Origin of the sequence: Martinezella tropici, assembly GCF_003287875.1 — a bacterium.
In the GTDB taxonomy this organism is placed as follows: domain Bacteria; phylum Pseudomonadota; class Alphaproteobacteria; order Rhizobiales; family Rhizobiaceae; genus Rhizobium; species Rhizobium tropici_C.
On the sequence record NZ_QMKK01000054.1, the window covers coordinates 309,911 to 328,576 of the forward strand.

General features: G+C 60.9%; 15 protein-coding genes. 5 read left to right on the forward strand and 10 right to left on the reverse strand.

Translation table 11 applies throughout. From position 1 onward, the window contains the following. Positions 1 to 64: 64 nt before the first annotated feature. From ligD to DQ393_RS26740, 6 genes are all read right to left on the reverse strand, one after another. Complete coding sequence (gene ligD, locus DQ393_RS26715) at positions 65 to 2,632, reverse strand: DNA ligase D (RefSeq protein WP_112344708.1); 2,568 nt, start codon at positions 2,630 to 2,632, stop codon at positions 65 to 67. A 2-nt stretch (positions 2,633 to 2,634) separates the two neighbouring features. Then, the gene (locus tag DQ393_RS26720; RefSeq protein ID WP_112344709.1) at positions 2,635 to 3,522 is read right to left on the reverse strand and encodes a Ku protein; all 888 of its coding nucleotides are present in this window, start codon (positions 3,520 to 3,522) and stop codon (positions 2,635 to 2,637) included. A gap of 186 nt (positions 3,523 to 3,708) precedes the next feature. Next, positions 3,709 to 4,764, reverse strand: a complete 1,056-nt coding sequence (locus DQ393_RS26725; protein WP_245430465.1) for a hypothetical protein — start codon at positions 4,762 to 4,764, stop codon at positions 3,709 to 3,711. A 336-nt stretch (positions 4,765 to 5,100) separates the two neighbouring features. Beyond that, positions 5,101 to 6,729 carry an MFS transporter gene (locus DQ393_RS26730; RefSeq protein ID WP_112344710.1) on the reverse strand — a complete coding sequence of 543 codons (1,629 nt, stop codon included), beginning with the start codon at positions 6,727 to 6,729 and terminating at the stop codon, positions 5,101 to 5,103. A 260-nt stretch (positions 6,730 to 6,989) separates the two neighbouring features. Continuing rightward, positions 6,990 to 8,342: a guanine deaminase gene (gene guaD / locus DQ393_RS26735; protein ID WP_112344711.1), complete on the reverse strand. Its 1,353-nt coding sequence runs from the start codon at positions 8,340 to 8,342 to the stop codon at positions 6,990 to 6,992. Next, the gene (locus DQ393_RS26740) at positions 8,339 to 9,577 is read right to left on the reverse strand and encodes a urate hydroxylase PuuD (protein ID WP_112344712.1); all 1,239 of its coding nucleotides are present in this window, start codon (positions 9,575 to 9,577) and stop codon (positions 8,339 to 8,341) included. Before DQ393_RS26740 ends, guaD begins: the two co-directional genes overlap by 4 nt. A gap of 141 nt (positions 9,578 to 9,718) precedes the next feature. On the opposite strand from DQ393_RS26740, the gene DQ393_RS26745 reads away from it, so the two are divergent. The 3 genes from DQ393_RS26745 to DQ393_RS26755 all read left to right on the forward strand — a co-directional run bounded on the left by DQ393_RS26745 (position 9,719) and on the right by DQ393_RS26755 (position 11,434). Next, a complete protein-coding gene (locus DQ393_RS26745; RefSeq protein WP_112344713.1) occupies positions 9,719 to 10,657 on the forward strand; it encodes a LysR family transcriptional regulator in 939 nt (312 codons plus the stop codon). A gap of 82 nt (positions 10,658 to 10,739) precedes the next feature. Then, positions 10,740 to 10,991, forward strand: a complete 252-nt coding sequence (locus DQ393_RS26750; protein ID WP_095438739.1) for a type II toxin-antitoxin system Phd/YefM family antitoxin — start codon at positions 10,740 to 10,742, stop codon at positions 10,989 to 10,991. Positions 10,992 to 10,993: 2 nt separating this feature from the next. Beyond that, a complete protein-coding gene (locus tag DQ393_RS26755) occupies positions 10,994 to 11,434 on the forward strand; it encodes a type II toxin-antitoxin system VapC family toxin (RefSeq protein ID WP_112344714.1) in 441 nt (146 codons plus the stop codon). Here the strand turns inward: DQ393_RS26755 and xdhC are convergent. Genes xdhC through uraH form a run of 4 tightly spaced genes read right to left on the reverse strand, consistent with a single transcriptional unit; the run spans position 11,424 to position 16,491 of the window. Beyond that, on the reverse strand, positions 11,424 to 12,275 hold the full coding sequence (gene xdhC / locus DQ393_RS26760) for a xanthine dehydrogenase accessory protein XdhC (protein WP_112344715.1): 852 nt from the start codon (positions 12,273 to 12,275) through the stop codon (positions 11,424 to 11,426). The genes DQ393_RS26755 and xdhC overlap by 11 nt on opposite strands. A gap of 4 nt (positions 12,276 to 12,279) precedes the next feature. Beyond that, a complete protein-coding gene (gene xdhB, locus DQ393_RS26765) occupies positions 12,280 to 14,634 on the reverse strand; it encodes a xanthine dehydrogenase molybdopterin binding subunit (protein ID WP_112344716.1) in 2,355 nt (784 codons plus the stop codon). 3 nt (positions 14,635 to 14,637) lie between these two features. After that, positions 14,638 to 16,122 carry a xanthine dehydrogenase small subunit gene (gene xdhA / locus DQ393_RS26770; protein ID WP_112344717.1) on the reverse strand — a complete coding sequence of 495 codons (1,485 nt, stop codon included), beginning with the start codon at positions 16,120 to 16,122 and terminating at the stop codon, positions 14,638 to 14,640. A 3-nt stretch (positions 16,123 to 16,125) separates the two neighbouring features. Next, positions 16,126 to 16,491 carry a hydroxyisourate hydrolase gene (gene uraH, locus DQ393_RS26775; RefSeq protein WP_112344718.1) on the reverse strand — a complete coding sequence of 122 codons (366 nt, stop codon included), beginning with the start codon at positions 16,489 to 16,491 and terminating at the stop codon, positions 16,126 to 16,128. Positions 16,492 to 16,650: 159 nt separating this feature from the next. On the opposite strand from uraH, the gene puuE reads away from it, so the two are divergent. Both puuE and DQ393_RS26785 read left to right on the forward strand, forming a co-directional pair. Continuing rightward, positions 16,651 to 18,096, forward strand: a complete 1,446-nt coding sequence (gene puuE, locus DQ393_RS26780; RefSeq protein WP_112344719.1) for an allantoinase PuuE — start codon at positions 16,651 to 16,653, stop codon at positions 18,094 to 18,096. Positions 18,097 to 18,139: 43 nt separating this feature from the next. Next, complete coding sequence (locus DQ393_RS26785) at positions 18,140 to 18,625, forward strand: ureidoglycolate lyase (RefSeq protein ID WP_112344720.1); 486 nt, start codon at positions 18,140 to 18,142, stop codon at positions 18,623 to 18,625. The last annotated feature ends 41 nt before the right edge of the window (positions 18,626 to 18,666 follow it).

The following is an 18,666-nucleotide window of genomic DNA, read 5'->3' on the forward strand; positions in this document are numbered from 1 at the left end:
ATTCCAGAAAAAGTGCGCAGCGGTTTTTCGTCCGAAGCTGCGAGACAACAGAGAGCCGCTCCGGTTATGAGCCAGGTTTGCTTTTTGCCCGCGATTGGCGCAACGGTTCCGCGGCTGCCCTGAAGTCAGCCCAGGGATCCGAGCGGAGCGCGGCAAGCCGCGTCGGCACGTTGAGCACGGTAAAATAGTCCGGGCCGATGGCTGGGCTCAACTCGTCCCAGGAGAGCGGCATGGAGACGGCGGCTCCGGGACGAGCGCGGGTGGAATAGGGCGCGACGGCGGTCGAACCGCGCTGGTTCCTGAGATAATCGATCAGGATCTTGCCGCGTCGTTTCGATTTGGTGATCGTCGAAACATAGCGTCCGGGACTGTCGGCCGCCATCGCATCGGCGATACCCTTTGTGAAAGCCTTGACCGCAGGCCATTCAGTCTTGGCGACCAACGGGCAGACGATATGCAGCCCTTTGCCGCCCGAGGTTTTGATAAACGGAACGAGACCTGCCTGTTTCAGGCGCTCGCCGGTTTCTTCCGCGGCGGCGATGACCTCGGTCCAGTCGACGCCCGGCCCCGGATCGAGATCCATGATGATCATGTCAGGCTTTTCCCACTGGCCGACCATCGATCCCCAGGGATGCACTTCGAGAACGGCCGCCTGCACGAGGCCGATCAGGCCGTTCAGATCGTTGATGCTCACATAGGGCTCTTCGTCCTGCGGATCCTTCGCCAGGGCGATATTCCGGTTCATGCCCTTCCAGGCATGCTTCTGGAAGAAGTGCTGACCGCCGATGCCGTTCGGGCAGCGGACGAGCGCGAGCGGCCGGCCGACGACGTAGGGGCCCATGTAGCGCCAAACCTGCGTGTAATAATCCGCAAGTCCTGCCTTGGTCACGCCCTCGTCCGGCCAGTAGAGGCGGTCGCCATGCGTCAAGGATACGCTGCTGCGGGCGGGCTTTTCGGCTGAAGCGCCGGTGGCGGTTTTCGGTGTTTCCCGAACGATCTCGAGCGGGTTCTTATCCTCTCTCAAGCCACGGAAGGAGGCGTGACGCAGGTGGCCATCGGCCGTCCACGCACGGAACTCGACCTCCGCCACCAGTTCGGGCCGCACGAAGCGGACGCCGCGATTTTCTTCGGCCGTCAGCTTCGTTGCAAAGGGATTTTGCTCCGCTTTCAGGCGACCAAGCGTTTTGAAAAGCTGCTCGGCAACAATGTGCGTGTAACCTGTGCCGACGCGACCGACATGTTCGAGCTTGCCGTCCTCATAGATGCCAAGGACCAGCGAGCCGATTGCCTTTCGCGATGTCGTGGAGGGAACCCAGCCACCGATGACGAATTCCTGCCGCGACGAACATTTCGATTTGACCCAGGTCTTTCCGCGACCGGGACGATAGGGATCGTTGGCGATTTTCGAGACGATCCCTTCCAGGCTCAGCCGGCAGGCGTGGCTTAGCAGCAGGTCGCCGTTCTCGTCAAAATGGCTGCTGAAGCGAAGCATGCCTGTCTCGGATGAAATGATCGTCCGCAGTAGCTCCTTTCGGCTGACCAAAGGACAGGAGACAAGATCATAGCCATCGAGATGGAGGAGATCGAAGGCGTAGAAGACGAAACGATCGCTGCGGCCTTCGCTGAGGTCGGCCTGAAGTGCTGAAAAGTCCGAGGCGCCGGCCGTCGGCTCGACGACCAGTTCGCCATCGATGATCGCCGTACCGACGGGCAGATCCTTGAAGGCGGCGATGATCTCCTTGCCGAACTTTCCGGTCCAGTCGAGCCCGCTGCGGGTGAGCAGCTTGATGCGCCCGGCCTCTATGCGGACTTCTAGCCGATAGCCGTCGAACTTGATTTCGTGCAGCCAGCGCGCGCCCGAGGGTGGCTTTGCCACGAGCGTTGCCAGGGCCGGCTCAATGAAGGTCGGCAGGTGCGCCTTCCTGGCCCCCTTTAGGGATGATGGATCGATAGCCTTCGCATCCGCTTCCGGTTCGGCTTTATGCGTTTTTTCCCTGGTGGCACCATTCGCCCGGCTGCGATCGATCTTGCCGGTCTTCGAGGACCAGCCCGGTTTCTCGCCTTCGACGTCATCGATGACGCGCCCTGTTTTGGCCGATTCCGGGCGTTCTTCAAGAATGTCGGGTGCCCCTTCCGGGCGGGCCGCATCGTCCTCCCCCTTGATCAGCAGCCAGTTTTCCCGCTTTTCGCGCGGCTTTCCCGCCATACGGATCAGGTGCCAGCGGCCGCCAAGTTTTTTTCCATGGAGCTCGAATTCGAGATGTCCTTTGTTCAGGCCCTTGTGGGGGTCGCCAAGCGGCGTCCAGGAGCCCTTGTCCCAGACGAGGACGGTGCCTCCGCCATATTCGCCCTTCGGGATCGTGCCCTCGAAATCGCCGTATTCCAGCGGATGGTCCTCGGTCTGCACGGCGAGGCGCTTCTCACCCGGCACGAGACTTGGCCCCTTGGTCACGGCCCAGCTCTTCAGGACGCCATCGAGTTCGAGGCGGAAATCATAATGGAGCCGGCGGGCATCATGCTTCTGGATGACGAAGCTGTCTCCCGAGGCTCTCCGCTTTTCCTGGTTTGCGCGCCCTTTCGGCTCGGTCGTCTTCGTGAAATCACGTTTGCGGTTATAGGTTTCCAATACCATCGTCAGCCTGCCTTGCGTTGCGAGCGGGACGAGGATGCGGCTTGCGATTTCTCTGCCTTGCGAGACGCAGAACCGGCCTTTTGCGAGGCGCGTTTCGCACTTGCCTTGCCGCGACCATCAGCGCCGGCGCTCTGGCGCAAAGCTTCCATGAGGTCCGTCACCTTGGCGATTTTTGCCGGCTCGCGTTTCGGGATCGCCCTGCCTTCGACCTTGGCTTTGACGAGTTCCGTCAGTGCCGCTTCGTAGCGATCCTCGAATTCCGCAGCGTCGAAGCTGCCTTCCTTCGTGGCAATGATATGCTTGGCAAGCTCGAGCATCTCGCCCTTGATCTTCATGTCGGGCACATCCTCGAAAGCCTCTTTTGCCGACCGAACCTCATAGTCAAAGTTCAAGGTGGTGGCGATCAGCCCCTTGCCGTGCGGGCGGATCATGAGGGTTCGCAAACGGCGAAACAGGACGGCCTGCGCAATGGCGGCCACTTTCTTCCTGCGCATGCCCTCGCGGATCAGCGCAAAGGCTTCCTCGCTGGCCGAAGAGGAAGGGGCGAGATAGTAGGGCCGGTCAAAATAAACATCGTCGATATCCGAGCACGCCAGGAAAGCCTTTACGTGCAGGACCTTGTCGCTTTCCGGCACGGCGGCAGCGACTTCCTCCGGCTCCAGCACGATGTAATCGTCCTTGTTGAGCTCATAACCCTTGACCTGGTCGTCGCGCGGTACCGGTTTTTCGGTCTGGCTGTCGATGAACTCGCGCCTAACACGATTGCCGGTTTCCCGGTTCAGCGTATGGAAGGAAATGCGCTCCGAGGTCGAGACCGCCGTGTAAAGGGCGACGGCACAGCTGACCTCTCCGAATTTCAGATATCCTTTCCATTGCGCGCGCGGGCTCATAGGCGGGCTCCCAGTCGTCCAGGCTCAAGATCGACAATGGAAGTCAAACGACATTCGCCGATCATTGTTCCCTTCCCGCGCGGAAGCGGTGCACCGCCAATCATGCCGGGAACGATCGAGAAATGCCCAAGGCGCCGTCGATGGAGACCGGGTCATCAGACCAGGCCCATCTATATCAGTCCAACCTCACTTCCAGCTGGTATAGTCCGATGCGACGCAGCCGAAGGGGGCTCGTTGATCGCCGAAACGCTTCTTCAGCTGATCGCAGCCCCAGCGATTGAGGGGAGCAGGCATCATATTGTTGAGATCCATGGCCGGCGACGTGAATTGCGAGCCGGCGCTGGTCACATACCAGAGCCAGTAGCCAAGAAGGCCGCCGATAATCAGGAGTATGACGAGGAAGAACCTCGCGAGCCGCGCCAGGACGGACAGGCCCTTTTTCGCTCGTGCGACGAGTTCCGGCGGATGGCTGCCCAGTTCGGCTGTCAGTGGCGCGAGCGTTCTGGCGCGCTCGTCTGCCGTCATGTCAATTCGCTCCAGTCGCTGATCGAGAAGCACCGGGAGAGCCGCTTTCCCATGCCAGACGGCCAGGCCCACGGCTTTGCCGCCCTTTTCGCCGACGAGCAGAGGCTGCTCTCCCGGTTCAAAACGCGTATGGGCCGCTCTTCCGGTCCATCTGTTGGCGACCTTATCCGCGTAGGTCACCGTCAACCGCTTGCCTTTGCGCTGAAACGTGGTGATTTCCACCGGGACCGGCACCAATTGAGCGGGCTGGCGCAACTGCCCGCGAACTCGCCAGATGCGCAAGAGCTGGAAGATCATGGCGATACAGGCGCCGCCGAGCAGGGCAACGAATACGGCAAGCGTGATGATCCGGTTCCAGAGCTTTTCAAGCCCAAGGCTGAGGGTCGCCAATTCCGGATGATCCGCGGAGATCACCAGGTCCGTTTCATAGTCGCCGGCATGGATGTCGACGAACATGATCTCGACATCCTTGTCGTAGTTCTGGCCTTTATAGGCATAATTGAGATGAGCGGAACAACTGGTGAAGAAGCCCTTCCGGGTCGAGCATTTTCCATCGCGGATATCGCCGCTATCGAGCACGACGGGATTTTGGTTGATCGTCCAATCTCTCAATATGTCGGGCGTTTCGGAAACTGCCATGAAAACGGTCAGGCCGATCAATATCGGTAGCGAGAAGTAGACGGCCCTCGGCATCGAAATCACGCCCTGAGCAAGCATGAGAGCTCTCTGAGGAAGCTTGATCGTCGGAAATGTCATTGTCTGCCTGAAACTCCGAATGTGAATGGTCGCGTAGGCATCCGCAAAGCAGGGGCGACGCGGCGGCATCGCAAAATCCTGGGGTCCGACTTTGCGCCTACGATTGCAGCGCGGGAAAATAGACAATTTGCATGGCAGCTCAATATGTGGTTGTGGAACATCCGCAACTTAAAGGCGGCGTGGTCGCTAAACGCTCGCACGGTGTGACTTTTTTGTCCCGCAAGGTTGACTGGGCCGCTGGATATTCCCATCGACTGCGATGGCAACGATCGGGCTGGCGCCCGGCCGTAAGCCGCGTCAGGTTGCGTCGAGATAGGGCTTCAAGGGCATGTCATCATGTCTCGGCACCGTCTGCCGTTCGATCATATGGTGGATGACCGGCGGCTGATCGCCACGGTGCAGAGCATCGAGGCGTTCGGCGACCTCGACGTCGGCATGCGTCTGGCGCTGGCTATGGCGGACATAGTCTATCCAGGTTGGCAAATGGTAGCTTTCGGTCCAGGTGGTCGGCTTTTCCAGGTCGCGCAACAGCGACCATTGCTTGGCCCCGTCCCGGATTCTCATCCGGCGCCGTTGCGCCATGACGGCCAGAAATTCCGGCACGTCTTCCTGGTCGATGCTGTAATCCACCATGACCAGGATCGGGCCGCTTCGCGAGCGCAGGTCGAGCAGCAGCTGCGGTTCGCTGAAGGTGTTGGTCGGATCGAGGTTCAAGGATTCGAAGTCCGGCTGGCGTAGCAGGATACCGAGCAGGCCGCCTATGGCCAAGGCGGCGCTTGCGATGAGGAGCGCGCCGGTGACGCCATGGGCGTCGGCCAGTGCACCCCAGAGCCAGCTTCCCACGGCCATGCCGCCGAAGGTGGCGGTCTGGTAGAGCGAAAGTGCACGGCCGACGACCCAGCGCGGCGTGGAAAGCTGAACGGTGACGTTGAACAGCGAGAAGGCCTGCACCCAGGCGACGCCTGCCGGCATGAGGAGAAGGCAGCTCAGCCATACCTGGTCGCTCAACGCAAGAAAGAGGCAGCTGACCGCCAGCGTGAAGAAGGCGCCACGGATCACCCATTCATTGCTGAGGAGATCGCGAATGTGGCCGATCAGCAGCGCCCCGCAGATCGCGCCGAAGCCGAAGAAGCCGAGCATGATGCCATAGGTGATTGCCGTGCCATGTACATGGTCGCGGGCAACCAGCGGCAGAAGCGCGAGAATGACGATCGCCGTCAGGCCGAAGACGAAGCCGCGGCACATCACCTTGAGCAGGTTCGGCGACATCAGGACATAGCGGAACCCGGCCGACATGGCACTGCCGAAGGGTTCGCGCGGCAGGGTGTTGCGGTCAGGCGCCTTTTTCCAGCGCCACAATGCGAAGATGAGGGCGAAGTAACAGAAGACGTTGAAAAGAAATGCGAAAGCAGCACCTGCCGCCGCCACGATGACGCCGCCGATCGCCGGCCCGATGCTGCGCATCAGATTGTAGCTCATGCTGTTGAGGGCGACGGCGCCCGGCAGGTGGTTGCGCGGCACGACATCGCCCATGGAGGCCTGCCAGGACGGATTGTGCAGGGCGCCGCCGCAGCCGATCAGGAAGGTGAGGCTCAGCAGCAGCCAGGGCGTCAAGGCATTGGTGTAGGACAGTACCGCAAGCGTCGCAGATACGCACAGCATGAGCATCTGCGCGATCAGCATGATCCGTCTTCGGTCGTAGTTGTCGGCCAGCGCGCCAGCCGCAAGCGAAAAGATCATAACCGGCAGCGTGGTGGAGGACTGGACCAACGCCACCATGCCGTGAGAGGTGGCAAGGCTGGTCATGAGCCAGGCAGCACCGACGCCTTCGACCAGCCCACCAAGATTGGAGATGAGCGTTGCCGACCAGAGTGAACGGAATGTCCTGGACTGGAACGCGACGAGCGGCGAGGTTCTGTTGGGCATGTCGGCTTTTCTTCATCGGATTGTCTTGCTCGGCGGGCGTGGCAAACTCTCCCAAAGCGCATGCGCAGCCGAGTCGACCTCAGCCTATAGTGATTTGCTAATTTCCGAAATGATTTTGGAATAATATTCTCACTGATGAAGCGAAAATGCGCGCGACGCCGGGACCGGTCTCCAGACCTGTCACCCAGCGAAAGCGCGCTTCATTTTCCCATCAGGCCCTACGCCCCTTTCCCAGAGAGATCGAAGCCGTATGGAAATCCTTATGCGAAGAGGGCGGCTTCCGGTTTTCGACTTACCGTTGCCTGATGCTTTGCATTCTTCGTCTTCATGGCCCTGCCGGCGACATAGACCTCGCTGACGCAGCGGTCGTCGCCCATGGTCTGGAGAATGAACAGCTCTTCGGCAAGCGAGGTTGCCGTGCGCATGCGGAATTCCATTGCCGACTTGGCGCTGGAATCAAGCACGACGATATCGGCATCCGCGCCTGCCTGGAGCGAGCCGATCTGCTTCTCCAGGCCAAGCGCCAGCGCATTGCCGCGCGTCATGCGGTAGAAGGAATTGAACGGCGTCAGCCGTTGCCCCTGCAGATGCAGCACCTTGTAGGCCTCGTCCATCGTTTCCAGCATGGAAAAGCTGGTCCCTGCGCCGACATCCGTTGCGACCGACCAGCGCGCACCAAGCCTGTCGAACTCCGCGGCGTTAAAGAGCCCGGAACCAAGGAAGAGGTTCGAGGTGGGGCAGAAGACACCGACCGCGCCGGTTTCGGCGAGCACCGCGACTTCCCGTTCGCTCATATGGATGCAATGGCCGAGCAGCATACGGTCGTTGAGAAGGCCGTAGCGGGCGTAGATATCGGTATAGTCCTTGGCCTCCGGATAGAGAGATGTGGCAAAGGCGATCTCATCGCGATTTTCCGAGAGATGCGTCTGGACATAGCAATCCGGGTGTTCGGCAACGAGCGCCTTGCTCATCTCCATCTGCTCGGGAGTCGAGGTAATGGCAAAGCGCGGGCTGATGGCATAATGCACGCGGCCGCGGCGGTGCCATTTGTCGATGAGCCGCTTGGTCTCGTCGTAGCCGCGCTGCGGCGTATCGCGCAGTGCATCCGGCGCGTTGCGATCCATCATGACCTTGCCGCCGATCATGCACATGCCGCGCGCTTCGGCTGCCGCGAAATAGGCATCGACGCTTTGCGGATGCACCGAACAATAGGCGACGGCCGTCGTGGTGCCGTTCGACAGGAGCTCGTCCATGAAGCGATCGGCGACTTCAGCTGCGTGGGCGGCGCGGGCAAACTTCTGCTCTTCGACGAAAATATAGGTGTTCAGCCATTCGAGCAGCTGCGCGCCGTAAGACGCGATCGCCTGCGTCTGCGGGAAATGCAGGTGTGTGTCGATGAAGCCCGGCAGGATGAGGTTCGGACGGTGATCCGCGATCCTGATGCCGGCATCGGCCAGCTTGCGAATGTCGCCATAGGCACCGATTTCCACGATCTTGCCATCGCGAACGAAGACCGCGCCGTCGTCGATATAGCGATAGGAGGCGGTATCGTCGATGCCTTGCGGCTCGGCGAGGAAGGTCAGCACGCGGCCACGGATCAGGATTTCATTCATTGGGTCTTCTCCCCATTGACGGCACTTTCATACCAGGAGACGAGCAGGCGGCGCTCCCCGTCGGTTATGTGAGAGGCGTTGGCGGGCGGCATGGCGTGGCTACGGCCGGCCTGCAGATAGATCTCGCGCGCATGGGCGGCGATATCGCGATCGGTCTCGAACATCACCCCCTTCGGCGGAGCGACGATGCCCTCCCAGCTTGGCTCCTTCGCATGGCACATGGAGCAGCGACCCATCACGGTATCGCGGACCTTTGGGAAATCCTGCGCCGTTATGAAGGGCTGCTGGATGGCAGAGATCTTCGTCGTGGGTTCGCCGGTCAGGATCTTCGGCACCGTGGAAAGCCACATGATGATGATGAAAAGCACGACGGTGATCAGCCAGGTCCAGGTCGGGTTGCCGGCATTGGCGTGGCGGGTGTTGAACCAATGGCGGATCGTGACACCCATTAGGAAGACGAGCGAGGCGATGATCCAGTTGAACTGCGTGCCGAAGGCCAGCGGGTAGTGGTTCGACAGCATCAGGAACAGCACGGGCAGCGTCAGGTAGTTGTTATGTGTGGAGCGTTGCTTGGCGATCCTGCCGTATTTCGGATCGGGCTTGCGCCCGGCAAGCAGGTCGGCGACAACGATCTTCTGGTTCGGAATGATGATGAAGAAGACATTGGCCGACATGATCGTCGCCGTGAAGGCACCGAGATGCAGGAAGGCGGCACGGCCGGTAAAGAGATGGGTATAGCCCCAGGCCACCGCCACCAGGATGAAATAGAGCGCCACCATCAGCCGCGTATTGTCGTTGCCGAAGGGCGATTTGCAGATCAGATCGTATAGGAGCCAGCCGCCGGCGATCGAGCAGAGCGAAATGGCGATTGCCACCGGCTTGGAGACGTCGAGCACGGCCGGGTCGATCATGTAGAGATCGGCGCCGGCGTAATAGACGAGACAGAGCATGCCGAAGCCCGACAGCCAGGTGACATAGCTTTCCCATTTGAACCAGACGAGATGGTCCGGCATGTTGGCGGGCGCCACCAGATACTTCTGGATATGGTAGAAGCCGCCGCCATGCACCTGCCACTCCTCGCCATAGGCTCCCGGCGGCAGGGCGGGGTGCTTTTTCAGGCCGAGGTCAAGTGCTACGAAATAGAACGACGAACCGATCCAGGCGATGGCGGTAATGACGTGCAGCCAGCGGACGGCGAAGGTCAGCCAGTCCCAGGCGATGGCATATTCATACATGGGAACTCCTCCCGATCTCTATGGGAGTGTTTGCCATCCCTCCATTTTCTCGAAAATCCCGGTTAATCCGCCAACACTTTCAAAAAAATCTATAAGATGAACTCTGGTTTGTTCCGCCCGCCGATGTGGTAGAAAGGTGCCATGTCCTATCTTGATAATGTCCGCGTCTTCGTTCGCGTGGTCGAACTCGGTACTCTCTCGGCAGCAGGCCGCGACCAGCGCGTCACGCCTGCGGTGGCGAGCAACCGCATCAAGGAACTCGAGCGTCACCTCGGCGTGCGCCTGTTCAACCGCACGACGCGTAAGCTCTCGCCGACCGAACATGGCCGTGTCTTCTATGAAAAGGCAGTGAAGATCATCGAGGCTGTCAATGAGGCGGAAGCGGCGATCGCCGATCTCTCGCGAAATCCGAAGGGTTCGCTAAGGATCACCGCGCCGCTCGGCATCGGCCGAAGGTTGATCGCCTCGGGCATTCCGGAGTTTCACGACAAATACCCGGATATCGAGGTGCGCGTGCGCCTGTCGGACCACAATGTCGATATCCTTGCCGAGGGCGTCGACGTCGCCTTCAAGCTTGGCGTCTTGGAGGATTCCAACCTGCGCATGCGCGGCATCCTCAATTGCGAGCGGGTGCTGTGCGCGTCGCCCGCCTATCTGGCGCAGCGCGGCGTGCCGCCGACCGCGGATGCATTGATTGCCGACAAGCATGACTGTCTTTTGCTGCGCTATCCCGGCTCCAAGGAATATTACTGGATGCTTGTAACGGCGGAAGGCCCTCGGAAGTTCGAGGTCGCAGGCCCTTATGACAGCGACGACGGCGACGTGCTGACCCAATGGGCACTGGAAGATCGCGGCATCATCAACAAGCCGTTGTTCGAGGTGAAGGCCTATCTAAGGGAGGGGCGACTGGTCGAAATCCTGAAGGAGAGCCCGCCGGCTCCGGTGCAGCTCGCCGCCATCTATCCGCACAAGCGTTTCCAGGATCCGAAGGTCCGCCTGATGATCGATTTCATGGCAGAGCGCTGTCAGCGGTTGATCGGTAAGCTGCTGGAGGACGAGCCAGCCGCTGCGGTCTCGTGATCCGAAGGCGACAGATTGATCTCCGCTTGAATCAAGCCAGCGAAAGCATATATGACTATCAGTGGTCATATGGAGAACGGCTATGAAGGAAATCCAGCTCAAGGATGCGAAGGCGACGCTTTCCGCCGTGGTCGATCAAGCCGTGGCCGGTGAGCCGACCGTTATTACCCGCCATGGCCGGAAGGAAGCGGTGCTGGTTTCCTTCGAGGAATGGCAACGCGTCTCCAGAGTACCTGATTTCGCCGATCTGCTTCTCGCCTTTCCCGGCGAGCCCGCCGATATTCCAGAGCGATCGCGAAAACCCGCGCGTTCATTGCGTGGAAACGGCTTCTGATCTTGTATCTTCTGGATACCAATATCGTATCGGCCGATGCGCCGACCAAGCGCCAAGTCGGCGTTGAGGCATTCGCGGCCTGGCTGCGCGCGAATAGTGACCGGCTTTATCTTTCCGCGATCACCATCGCCGAGATCGAGGCAGGCATCGCCCGCATGGTTAGGATTGGGGCGAGGACTAAGGCGAAGCACTTGCGCCGCTGGCTCGCTGCGGTGGAACATTTCTATGCCGGCCGTATCCTGCCCTTCGGAGTTGAGGAGGCGCGGCATGCTGGCCTGATGCTTGACAGGGCGCGTGCTCACGACCCCGGCTTCGAGGACATTGCCATCGCCGCGACTGCTGCCGCTCATGGTTTCACCGTTTTGACGGCCAATGAGCGGCATTTCGCGCCGCTTGGCGTGCCGCTCGCCAATCCCTTCAAGCAGTTGCCTGTTATCCGATAACAGGTTTTGTCGCGGCCAGCTGTGCTGCAGCCGTCCAGCTCAGCGCCGCCGTCATGATCTCGGCGGCGGCAAGCGTGGCGATGACCGTGGGACGCTTGTCCTTTACTGCTGTTCCGCCGATTGGGCAGACGAGGCGATCGAAAAGCTCGGCCTGACCGCTTTCGCGCCACAGCCAGTTGCGGAAGGTGGCGCGCTTCGTCTTGGAACCAATCATGCCGACATAGGCGGCATCCGAGCGCTTGAGCGCCTCGGCGGCAATCAGGAAGTCGAGTGCGTGATCATGGGTGAGAATGACGAAGCTGCTGCCGGCCGGCGCATCGCGTACGACGGCCTCAGGCATGGCCGTGAGACAGGTCTCAACGCCCGGCACGGTGCTGGCGACGAGTTCTTCTTCTCGCGTATCGACAAGCACCACGCGTAACGGCGCCAGCGAAAGCGCCATGGCGAGGGCATCGCCGACATGACCGGCGCCGAAAACATAGACATGTGGGCGTGCGGCCATCTCGCGATCACTCCGAGCTATGAGATCATTCGCAAGCCTGGGGCTGACGACGGTGAAGGCGAGGCCCACCCGGCCGCCGCAGCATTGGCCGATCTCCGGACCGAGCGGTACGTTCATCGGCTCCGCCGCAAGGCCGGAGCGCAGTGCCCGTCGTGCCTGGTCGATCGCCATATATTCCAGTGTCCCGCCGCCGATCGTCGCAAAGATTGCCCGTTCCGACACCAGCATCCAGGCATCCGCATCGCGTGGTGCCGAACCTGCGACACCGATGACCTCGACGAGGATCGATGCCGGTTCGCGGCGCAGGAAATCCCGGATATCTTCACGGGCGGCAGACATGATCTTACTCCTTCTTCGCCGCCTTGAGACGCTCGATCGCCATCAGCACCCGTTCGGGTGTCGCCGGCGCGTCGAGACGCGGGCAGATCTTGTGGTCGGCGACGCTCGCCACGGCATCCGAAAGGGCATGCAGGACGGAAAGGCCGAGTGGCAGCGGCGGCTCGCCGACCGCCTTGGACCGATGAATCGTCGGCTCATAGGCCTCCGACCAATCGGCCAGAGCCACATTGAAAATCTTTGGCCGGTCGGATGCAAGCGGGATCTTGTAAGTCGAGGGCGCGTGCGTTCGAAGCCGCCCCTTGCCGTCCCACCAGAGCTCCTCCGTCGTCAGCCATCCCATGCCCTGGATAAAGCCGCCCTCGACCTGCCCGATATCGATCGCCTTGTTCAGCGAGCGGCCGGTATCGTGCAGGATATCGGTGCGTTCAACGACATATTCTCCGGTCAGCGTATCGATCGACACCTCCGAGCAGGCAGCGCCATAAGCATAGTAGTAGAAGGCATGGCCGCGGCCCGCCTTGCGGTCCCAATGGATCTTCGGCGTCTTGTAGAAGCCGGCGGCCGAAAGCTGGACGCGAGCCATATAGGCCTTCTTGATAAGATCGCTGAAGGACATCTCGATATCGCCGATCCGCACGCGGTTGGGCAGAAACATCACCTGCTCGCGCGGAACTTGATGGCTTTCGGCGGCAAAGGCGATCAGCCGGTCCTTGATCTGGCGCGCGGCATTCTGCGCCGCCATGCCGTTGAGATCGGCGCCGGAAGAAGCTGCAGTCGGCGAGGTGTTCGGCACCTTGGCCGTCGTCGTTGCGGTGATCTTCACCCGGTCGAGATCGATCTGGAACTCTTCCGCCACGACCTGCGCCACTTTCAGATGCAGGCCTTGCCCCATCTCGGTGCCGCCGTGGTTCATGTGCACGGAGCCGTCGCTATAGACGTGCACCAGCGCGCCGGCCTGGTTCGATTCCGTCTTGGTGAAGGAAATGCCGAATTTGACCGGCGTCAGCGCGATGCCGCGCTTGACGATGCGGCTCTTCGCGTTGAACTCGGCGATCGCCTTGCGGCGTCCGGCATAATCGGCGCTTTCCTCCAGTTCGGCAACAATGCGCTGGATGATGCAGTCTTCGACGGTCTGGTGATAGGGGGTGAGGTTACGTTCGCCATCGACACCCATCGCGTCGTAAAAATTCAGCTTGCGGATGTCGAGCGGATCCTTGCCGACGGCGAAGGCCACCTCGTCGATAACGCGTTCGGCACCGACCATCCCCTGCGGACCGCCGAAGCCGCGGAAGGCCGTGTTGGAGACGGTGTTAGTATAGAGCGGCGCCGACTTCGCGTGAACATGCGGGAAGAAGTAGGCATTGTCGCAATGGAACAGCGCGCGGTCGCCGACCGGACCTGAGAGATCGGCAGAGAAGCCGGCGCGAAGCGCGAAGGTGTAGTCCACGGCAAGGATACGCCCCTCGTCGTCGAAGCCGACATCGTAGTCGATGGCAAAATCGTGCCGCTTGCCGGTCGCGATCATGTCTTCGTCGCGGTCGAGTCGGATTTTGACGGCGCGCTTCAGCTTCTTGGCGGCGATGGCCGAGATCGCAGCGCATTGGTTTGCCTGGGTTTCCTTGCCGCCGAAGCCGCCACCCATGCGGCGAACCTCAATCGTAACAGCATTGCTCGGGACGCCCAGCGCATGGGCGACCATATGCTGCGTCTCGCTCGGGCCCTGGGTGGAGCAGTAGACGACAACCTCGTCATCCTCGCCGGGCACGGCAAGCGAGACCTGGCCTTCGAGATAGAAATGATCCTGGCCGCCGAGCCGCATGCGGCCCGTCAAGCGCCGCGGCGTACTCTCAAGGGCGGCCGCCGCATCACCGCGTTCCAGCGTCAGCGGTGTAACCACCTGCCTATGGGTCGAGACATCGAGATCCCATATGTCGATATCGGCAGGCAATTCCTCGTACTCGATTTTTGCCAGCCGCGCAGCACGCCGCGCCTCATCGCGCGTTTCGGCGATCACGCAGAAGATCGGCTGACCATGAAACTCGACCTTGCCGGCGGCAAGCACGGGATCGTCATGCATATAGGAGGGCGAGATATCGTTGACGCCGGGCACATCCTGATGGGTGAGCACGGCAACGACGCCGGGGGCGGCGCGGACGGCGGAAAGATCGACGGATTTCAGGGTGCCGTGGGCAACGGTGGATAGGCCAAGACCGGCGTGAAGCGTACCGGTTGGTTCCGTTATGTCGTCGATATAAACGGCCGTACCTGAGACATGCTTATGGGCGGAGTCATGACGGGGGCTGGAATGGACGCCGCCGACGATGGTGTCGGCCTTGAGATCGGAAGCGTGTTTGTTCATGGCTTATGCGGCCTCATATCTGGACACCTGGGCCGGTGCGGCGCTGGAGGTCGTTTCCAGGTAGAAACGCAAGAGAAGATTCTTTGCCGCCAGCGCACGATATTCCGCCGTGGCGCGCATATCGGTCAGCGGCGCATAATCCTCGGCATATTTCTCCATCGCCATCTCCACCGTCGTCTCGTTCCAGGACTGGCCGAGCAATGCCTTTTCAACGGCGAAGGCCCGTTTCGGCGTCGCGGCCATGCCGCCATAGGCAATCCGGATTTCGGCAACCGTGCCATCTTCGCCAAGTGCCAGCCGGAAGGCGCCGAGCGTGGCGGTAATGTCCTCGTCCCGCCGCTTCGTCACCTTATAGACCGCGAATTTCTCGTCCGCTGCCGGAACTGGAATATGCACGGCCTCGACGAATTCGCCCGGCTGGCGGTCCTGTTTGCCATAGGCGATGAAGAAGTCTTCGAGTGCGATGGTGCGCCGGACCGAGCCCTTGCGTAAGGTCAGCGACGCGTTGAGCGCAATCAACGCCGGCGGCGTATCGCCGATTGGGGAGCCGTTGGCTATGTTGCCACCGATCGTGCCCATATTGCGTACCTGCTGGCCGCCGATGCGGGCGATCAGCGGACCGAGCGCCGGAATATGCTGGGAGAGCGTCGCAATCGCTTCGGAATAGGTGACGCCCGCACCGATCGAGATGATGCCGTCGTGCACGATGATCGATTTCAACTCCTGCAGCCCGGCAATAAAGATGACCGGCGTGATGTCGCGCATGTGCTTGATGACCCAGAGGCCGACATCGGTCGAGCCGGCCACCACCGTTGCCGTCAGCGATGCTTCCAGAACCGAGGCGAAGTCATCAAGGTTCGCAGGCACGATAAGCCGATTACGACCCTCGCCGATTTCGACGCGGGCGCCATCGCGAAGGGCTTGCAGGCGCGTGATCATGGTTTCGCGTTCGATCAGCAGCGCGTCGTCTTTTGTCCCGCCATAATTGGAGATGGAGCGGGCAGCGCGCAGGATCGGCTCATAGCCGGTGCAGCGACAGAGATTGCCCTGGAGCGCCGTTTCGATCTGTTGATCCGTTGGGTTCGGCGTCTGCATCCAAAGCCCGTAGAGCGACATGACGAAGCCCGGTGTGCAGAAACCGCATTGCGAACCGTGAAAGTCGACCATCGCCTGCTGTACAGGATGCAGGTGCTCGCCGCTCGGGGCAAGATGCTCGACGGTGACCACATGACAGCCGTCGAGTGATCCAAGGAAGCGAATGCAGGCGTTGACGCCCTCATAGACGAGACCGCCTGCGGGCGTCAGCCGTCCCACAAGCACGGTGCAAGCGCCGCAGTCGCCCTCGGCGCAGCCTTCCTTGGTGCCCTTCAGCGAGCGGGAGAGGCGCAGCCAGTCGAGCAGCGTCTGGTCCGGCGCGACGTCGTTAAGGGCAATGTCCCGGCCGTTGAGAATGAAATGAAGTTCGGAGCGGATTGTCGTCGATGTCATTGCTCAGCTCCCGCGGTAGGTGGAGTAGCCGTAGGGCGAGAGGAGGAGCGGCACGTGGTAATGCGCGCCTTCGTCTGCAAGACCGAAACGGATCGGAATGACATCCAGAAACATCGGGCCATCGCCAGAGCGGTCAAGATAATCGCCGGCATGAAAGCGCAGCTCGTAGGTACCGGCCTTCATGCTTTCGCCTGATAGCAACGGCGCATCGCAGCGGCCGTCAGCGTTGGTCTCGGCGGATTTGAGATGGTGATGCGCCTCGCCCTCGATCCGGTAGAGATCGACGCGCAGGCCCTTTGCAGGCCTGCCGAGCGCGGTATCCAGCACGTGGGTCGTGAGCCGGCCGGCTCCTGGCGAATGAGGCTGCATGTTTTCTCCCGAACGTAGCGCTTCTGCCTTCACTATCCGCCAGGCTCATTCCCCTGAAAAGCAGCTGTAACGTTCGAGACTTTCAAAATTTCCAAGGGGAATAGCGCGCGCGATTTGCGGTTAGACATTTGCCATCGACGACATTTGGAGGAGTGTTTCATGCGATATTGCCGTGACATGCACGGATATGGCCGGACGCCGCCTGCGGCTCAATGGCCGGGCGAGGCGCGCATCGCCGTACAGTTCGTCCTGAATTACGAAGAGGGCGGCGAGAATTGCGTGCTGCATGGCGATGCGGCATCCGAAGCCTTTTTGTCGGAAATCGTCGGCGCTGCTCCGTGGTCGGGCCAGCGCCACTGGAACATGGAATCGATCTATGAATATGGCGCCCGCGCCGGCTTCTGGCGTCTGCATCGGCTTTTCATCGAGAAACAACTGCCCGTCACCGTTTACGGCGTTGCAACCGCGCTAAGGCGCTCGCCAGCGCAGGTCGCCGCCATGCAGGAGGCCAGCTGGGAAATCGCATCGCATGGCTTCAAGTGGGTCGAACACAAGGATATGGGGCCTGAAGAGGAGCGAGCGGCGATCGCCGAGGCAATCCGTCTGCATACGCTCGTTACCGGCGAGCGGCCGCGCGGCTGGTATACCGGCCGCTGTTCGGTCAACACTGTCGATCTGGTGACGGAAGCGGGCGGTTTCGATTACATCTCCGACACTTATGCCGACGACCTTCCCTATTGGCATGAGCATGGCGGCCGCCACCAACTTGTCATTCCCTATACGCTCGATGCCAACGACATGCGCTTTGCGACGCCGCAGGGCTTCAACAGTGGCGATCAGTTCTTCACCTACCTGAAGGATTCCTTCGATGCGCTCTATGCCGAAGGTGCAGCCGGCCGCCCGAAGATGATGAGCGTCGGCCTGCATTGCCGGCTGATCGGACGTCCGGGGCGCATCATGGCGCTCGCCCGCTTCATCGACTACATCCAGAGCCATGAAAAGGTCTGGATCGCCCGCCGCGTCGATATCGCCGAGCATTGGACGAAGACGTATCCGCCAAGGCCGATCTCGGAGCGGGCCTCGCAAATGCCGGAGGGTGCCTTTGTCGAGCGGTTCGGTGGCGTCTTCGAACATTCGCCCTGGATCGCCCATCGCGCCTTCGCAGACGAGCTTTCGCCGGCAAACGATACGGCGATTGGCCTCCATGCCGCGCTCGCCTTTCAATTCCGGGCGGCAAGCCAGGAAGAACGGCTCGGCGTACTCGTCGCCCACCCGGATCTTGCCGGCAAACTGGCGCAGGCGAAGCGTCTGACGACGAACTCCACGGAAGAGCAGGCATCCGCCGGGCTCGACGCGCTAACGGACCACGAGCGGGCGCGTTTCACCGATCTCAACGACCGCTATGTCGCCAAGTTCGGCTTTCCATTCATCATCGCCGTGCGCGATCACACGAAATCCGGGATCCTCGCTGCATTCGAGACCCGGATCGAAAATGATCGCGACGCTGAATTTGCCACTGCCTGCCGGCAGGTGGAGCGCATCGCGTTCCTGCGGCTTGTCGCCATGCTTCCCGATGAAGAAGGGCTGGATCGGAGTGCCGCATGAGGTCGGCCATCGCACGTCAAGAGCACAAATGAGGAGAGCGTGAATGAAAGTGATCGAGATTCAGCCGCTGACGCGTGTTGCCTTCTTCCCCTTCGGCGAAGTGATAGAGATGGAAGGTGCCTATAATTACCCCATCAATGCCGGCAAATGTGTGCGATATCATGATCTCGCAAAAGTCGAGACGACCGGCGAGAAAGCGCGCGCGATGATCAGCCTGCTGCGCGGCGAGCCTTACAGGCTGCCGCTTGAGCTGAAGATGGTGGAGCGGCATCCGCTTGGCAGCCAGGCCTTCATACCGCTGACCGACAATCCGTTTCTGGTTGTCGTCGCACAGGAAACCGCAAATGGGCCGGGAGAGCCTTTGGCTTTTCGCACAAAGCCCGGACAGGGTGTCAATATCGGCCGCAATGTCTGGCATGGCATCCTCACACCACTCGACGGCGTCTCGGATTTTGCCGTCGTGGATCGTGGCGGCGAGGGTGTCAATCTGGAAGAGCACTTCTTTGCCGAGCCATTCCTGATCCGCTAATCAGCGGAGCGGTTTAAATGAAACAGAGGCGCCGCAATTCC

Excerpts from the sequence above, each read along its gene's own strand:
- ligD (WP_112344708.1), bottom strand. The coding sequence starts at position 2,632 with ATGGTATTGGAAACCTATAACCGCAAACGTGATTTCACGAAGACGACC.
- DQ393_RS26720 (WP_112344709.1), bottom strand. The coding sequence starts at position 3,522 with ATGAGCCCGCGCGCGCAATGGAAAGGATATCTGAAATTCGGAGAGGTC.
- DQ393_RS26725 (WP_245430465.1), bottom strand. The coding sequence starts at position 4,764 with ATGCTTGCTCAGGGCGTGATTTCGATGCCGAGGGCCGTCTACTTCTCG.
- DQ393_RS26730 (WP_112344710.1), bottom strand. The coding sequence starts at position 6,729 with ATGCCCAACAGAACCTCGCCGCTCGTCGCGTTCCAGTCCAGGACATTC.
- guaD (WP_112344711.1), bottom strand. The coding sequence starts at position 8,342 with ATGAATGAAATCCTGATCCGTGGCCGCGTGCTGACCTTCCTCGCCGAG.
- DQ393_RS26740 (WP_112344712.1), bottom strand. The coding sequence starts at position 9,577 with ATGTATGAATATGCCATCGCCTGGGACTGGCTGACCTTCGCCGTCCGC.
- DQ393_RS26745 (WP_112344713.1), top strand. The coding sequence starts at position 9,719 with ATGTCCTATCTTGATAATGTCCGCGTCTTCGTTCGCGTGGTCGAACTC.
- DQ393_RS26750 (WP_095438739.1), top strand. The coding sequence starts at position 10,740 with ATGAAGGAAATCCAGCTCAAGGATGCGAAGGCGACGCTTTCCGCCGTG.
- xdhC (WP_112344715.1), bottom strand. The coding sequence starts at position 12,275 with ATGTCTGCCGCCCGTGAAGATATCCGGGATTTCCTGCGCCGCGAACCG.
- xdhB (WP_112344716.1), bottom strand. The coding sequence starts at position 14,634 with ATGAACAAACACGCTTCCGATCTCAAGGCCGACACCATCGTCGGCGGC.
- xdhA (WP_112344717.1), bottom strand. The coding sequence starts at position 16,122 with ATGACATCGACGACAATCCGCTCCGAACTTCATTTCATTCTCAACGGC.
- uraH (WP_112344718.1), bottom strand. The coding sequence starts at position 16,491 with ATGCAGCCTCATTCGCCAGGAGCCGGCCGGCTCACGACCCACGTGCTG.
- puuE (WP_112344719.1), top strand. The coding sequence starts at position 16,651 with ATGCGATATTGCCGTGACATGCACGGATATGGCCGGACGCCGCCTGCG.
- DQ393_RS26785 (WP_112344720.1), top strand. The coding sequence starts at position 18,140 with ATGAAAGTGATCGAGATTCAGCCGCTGACGCGTGTTGCCTTCTTCCCC.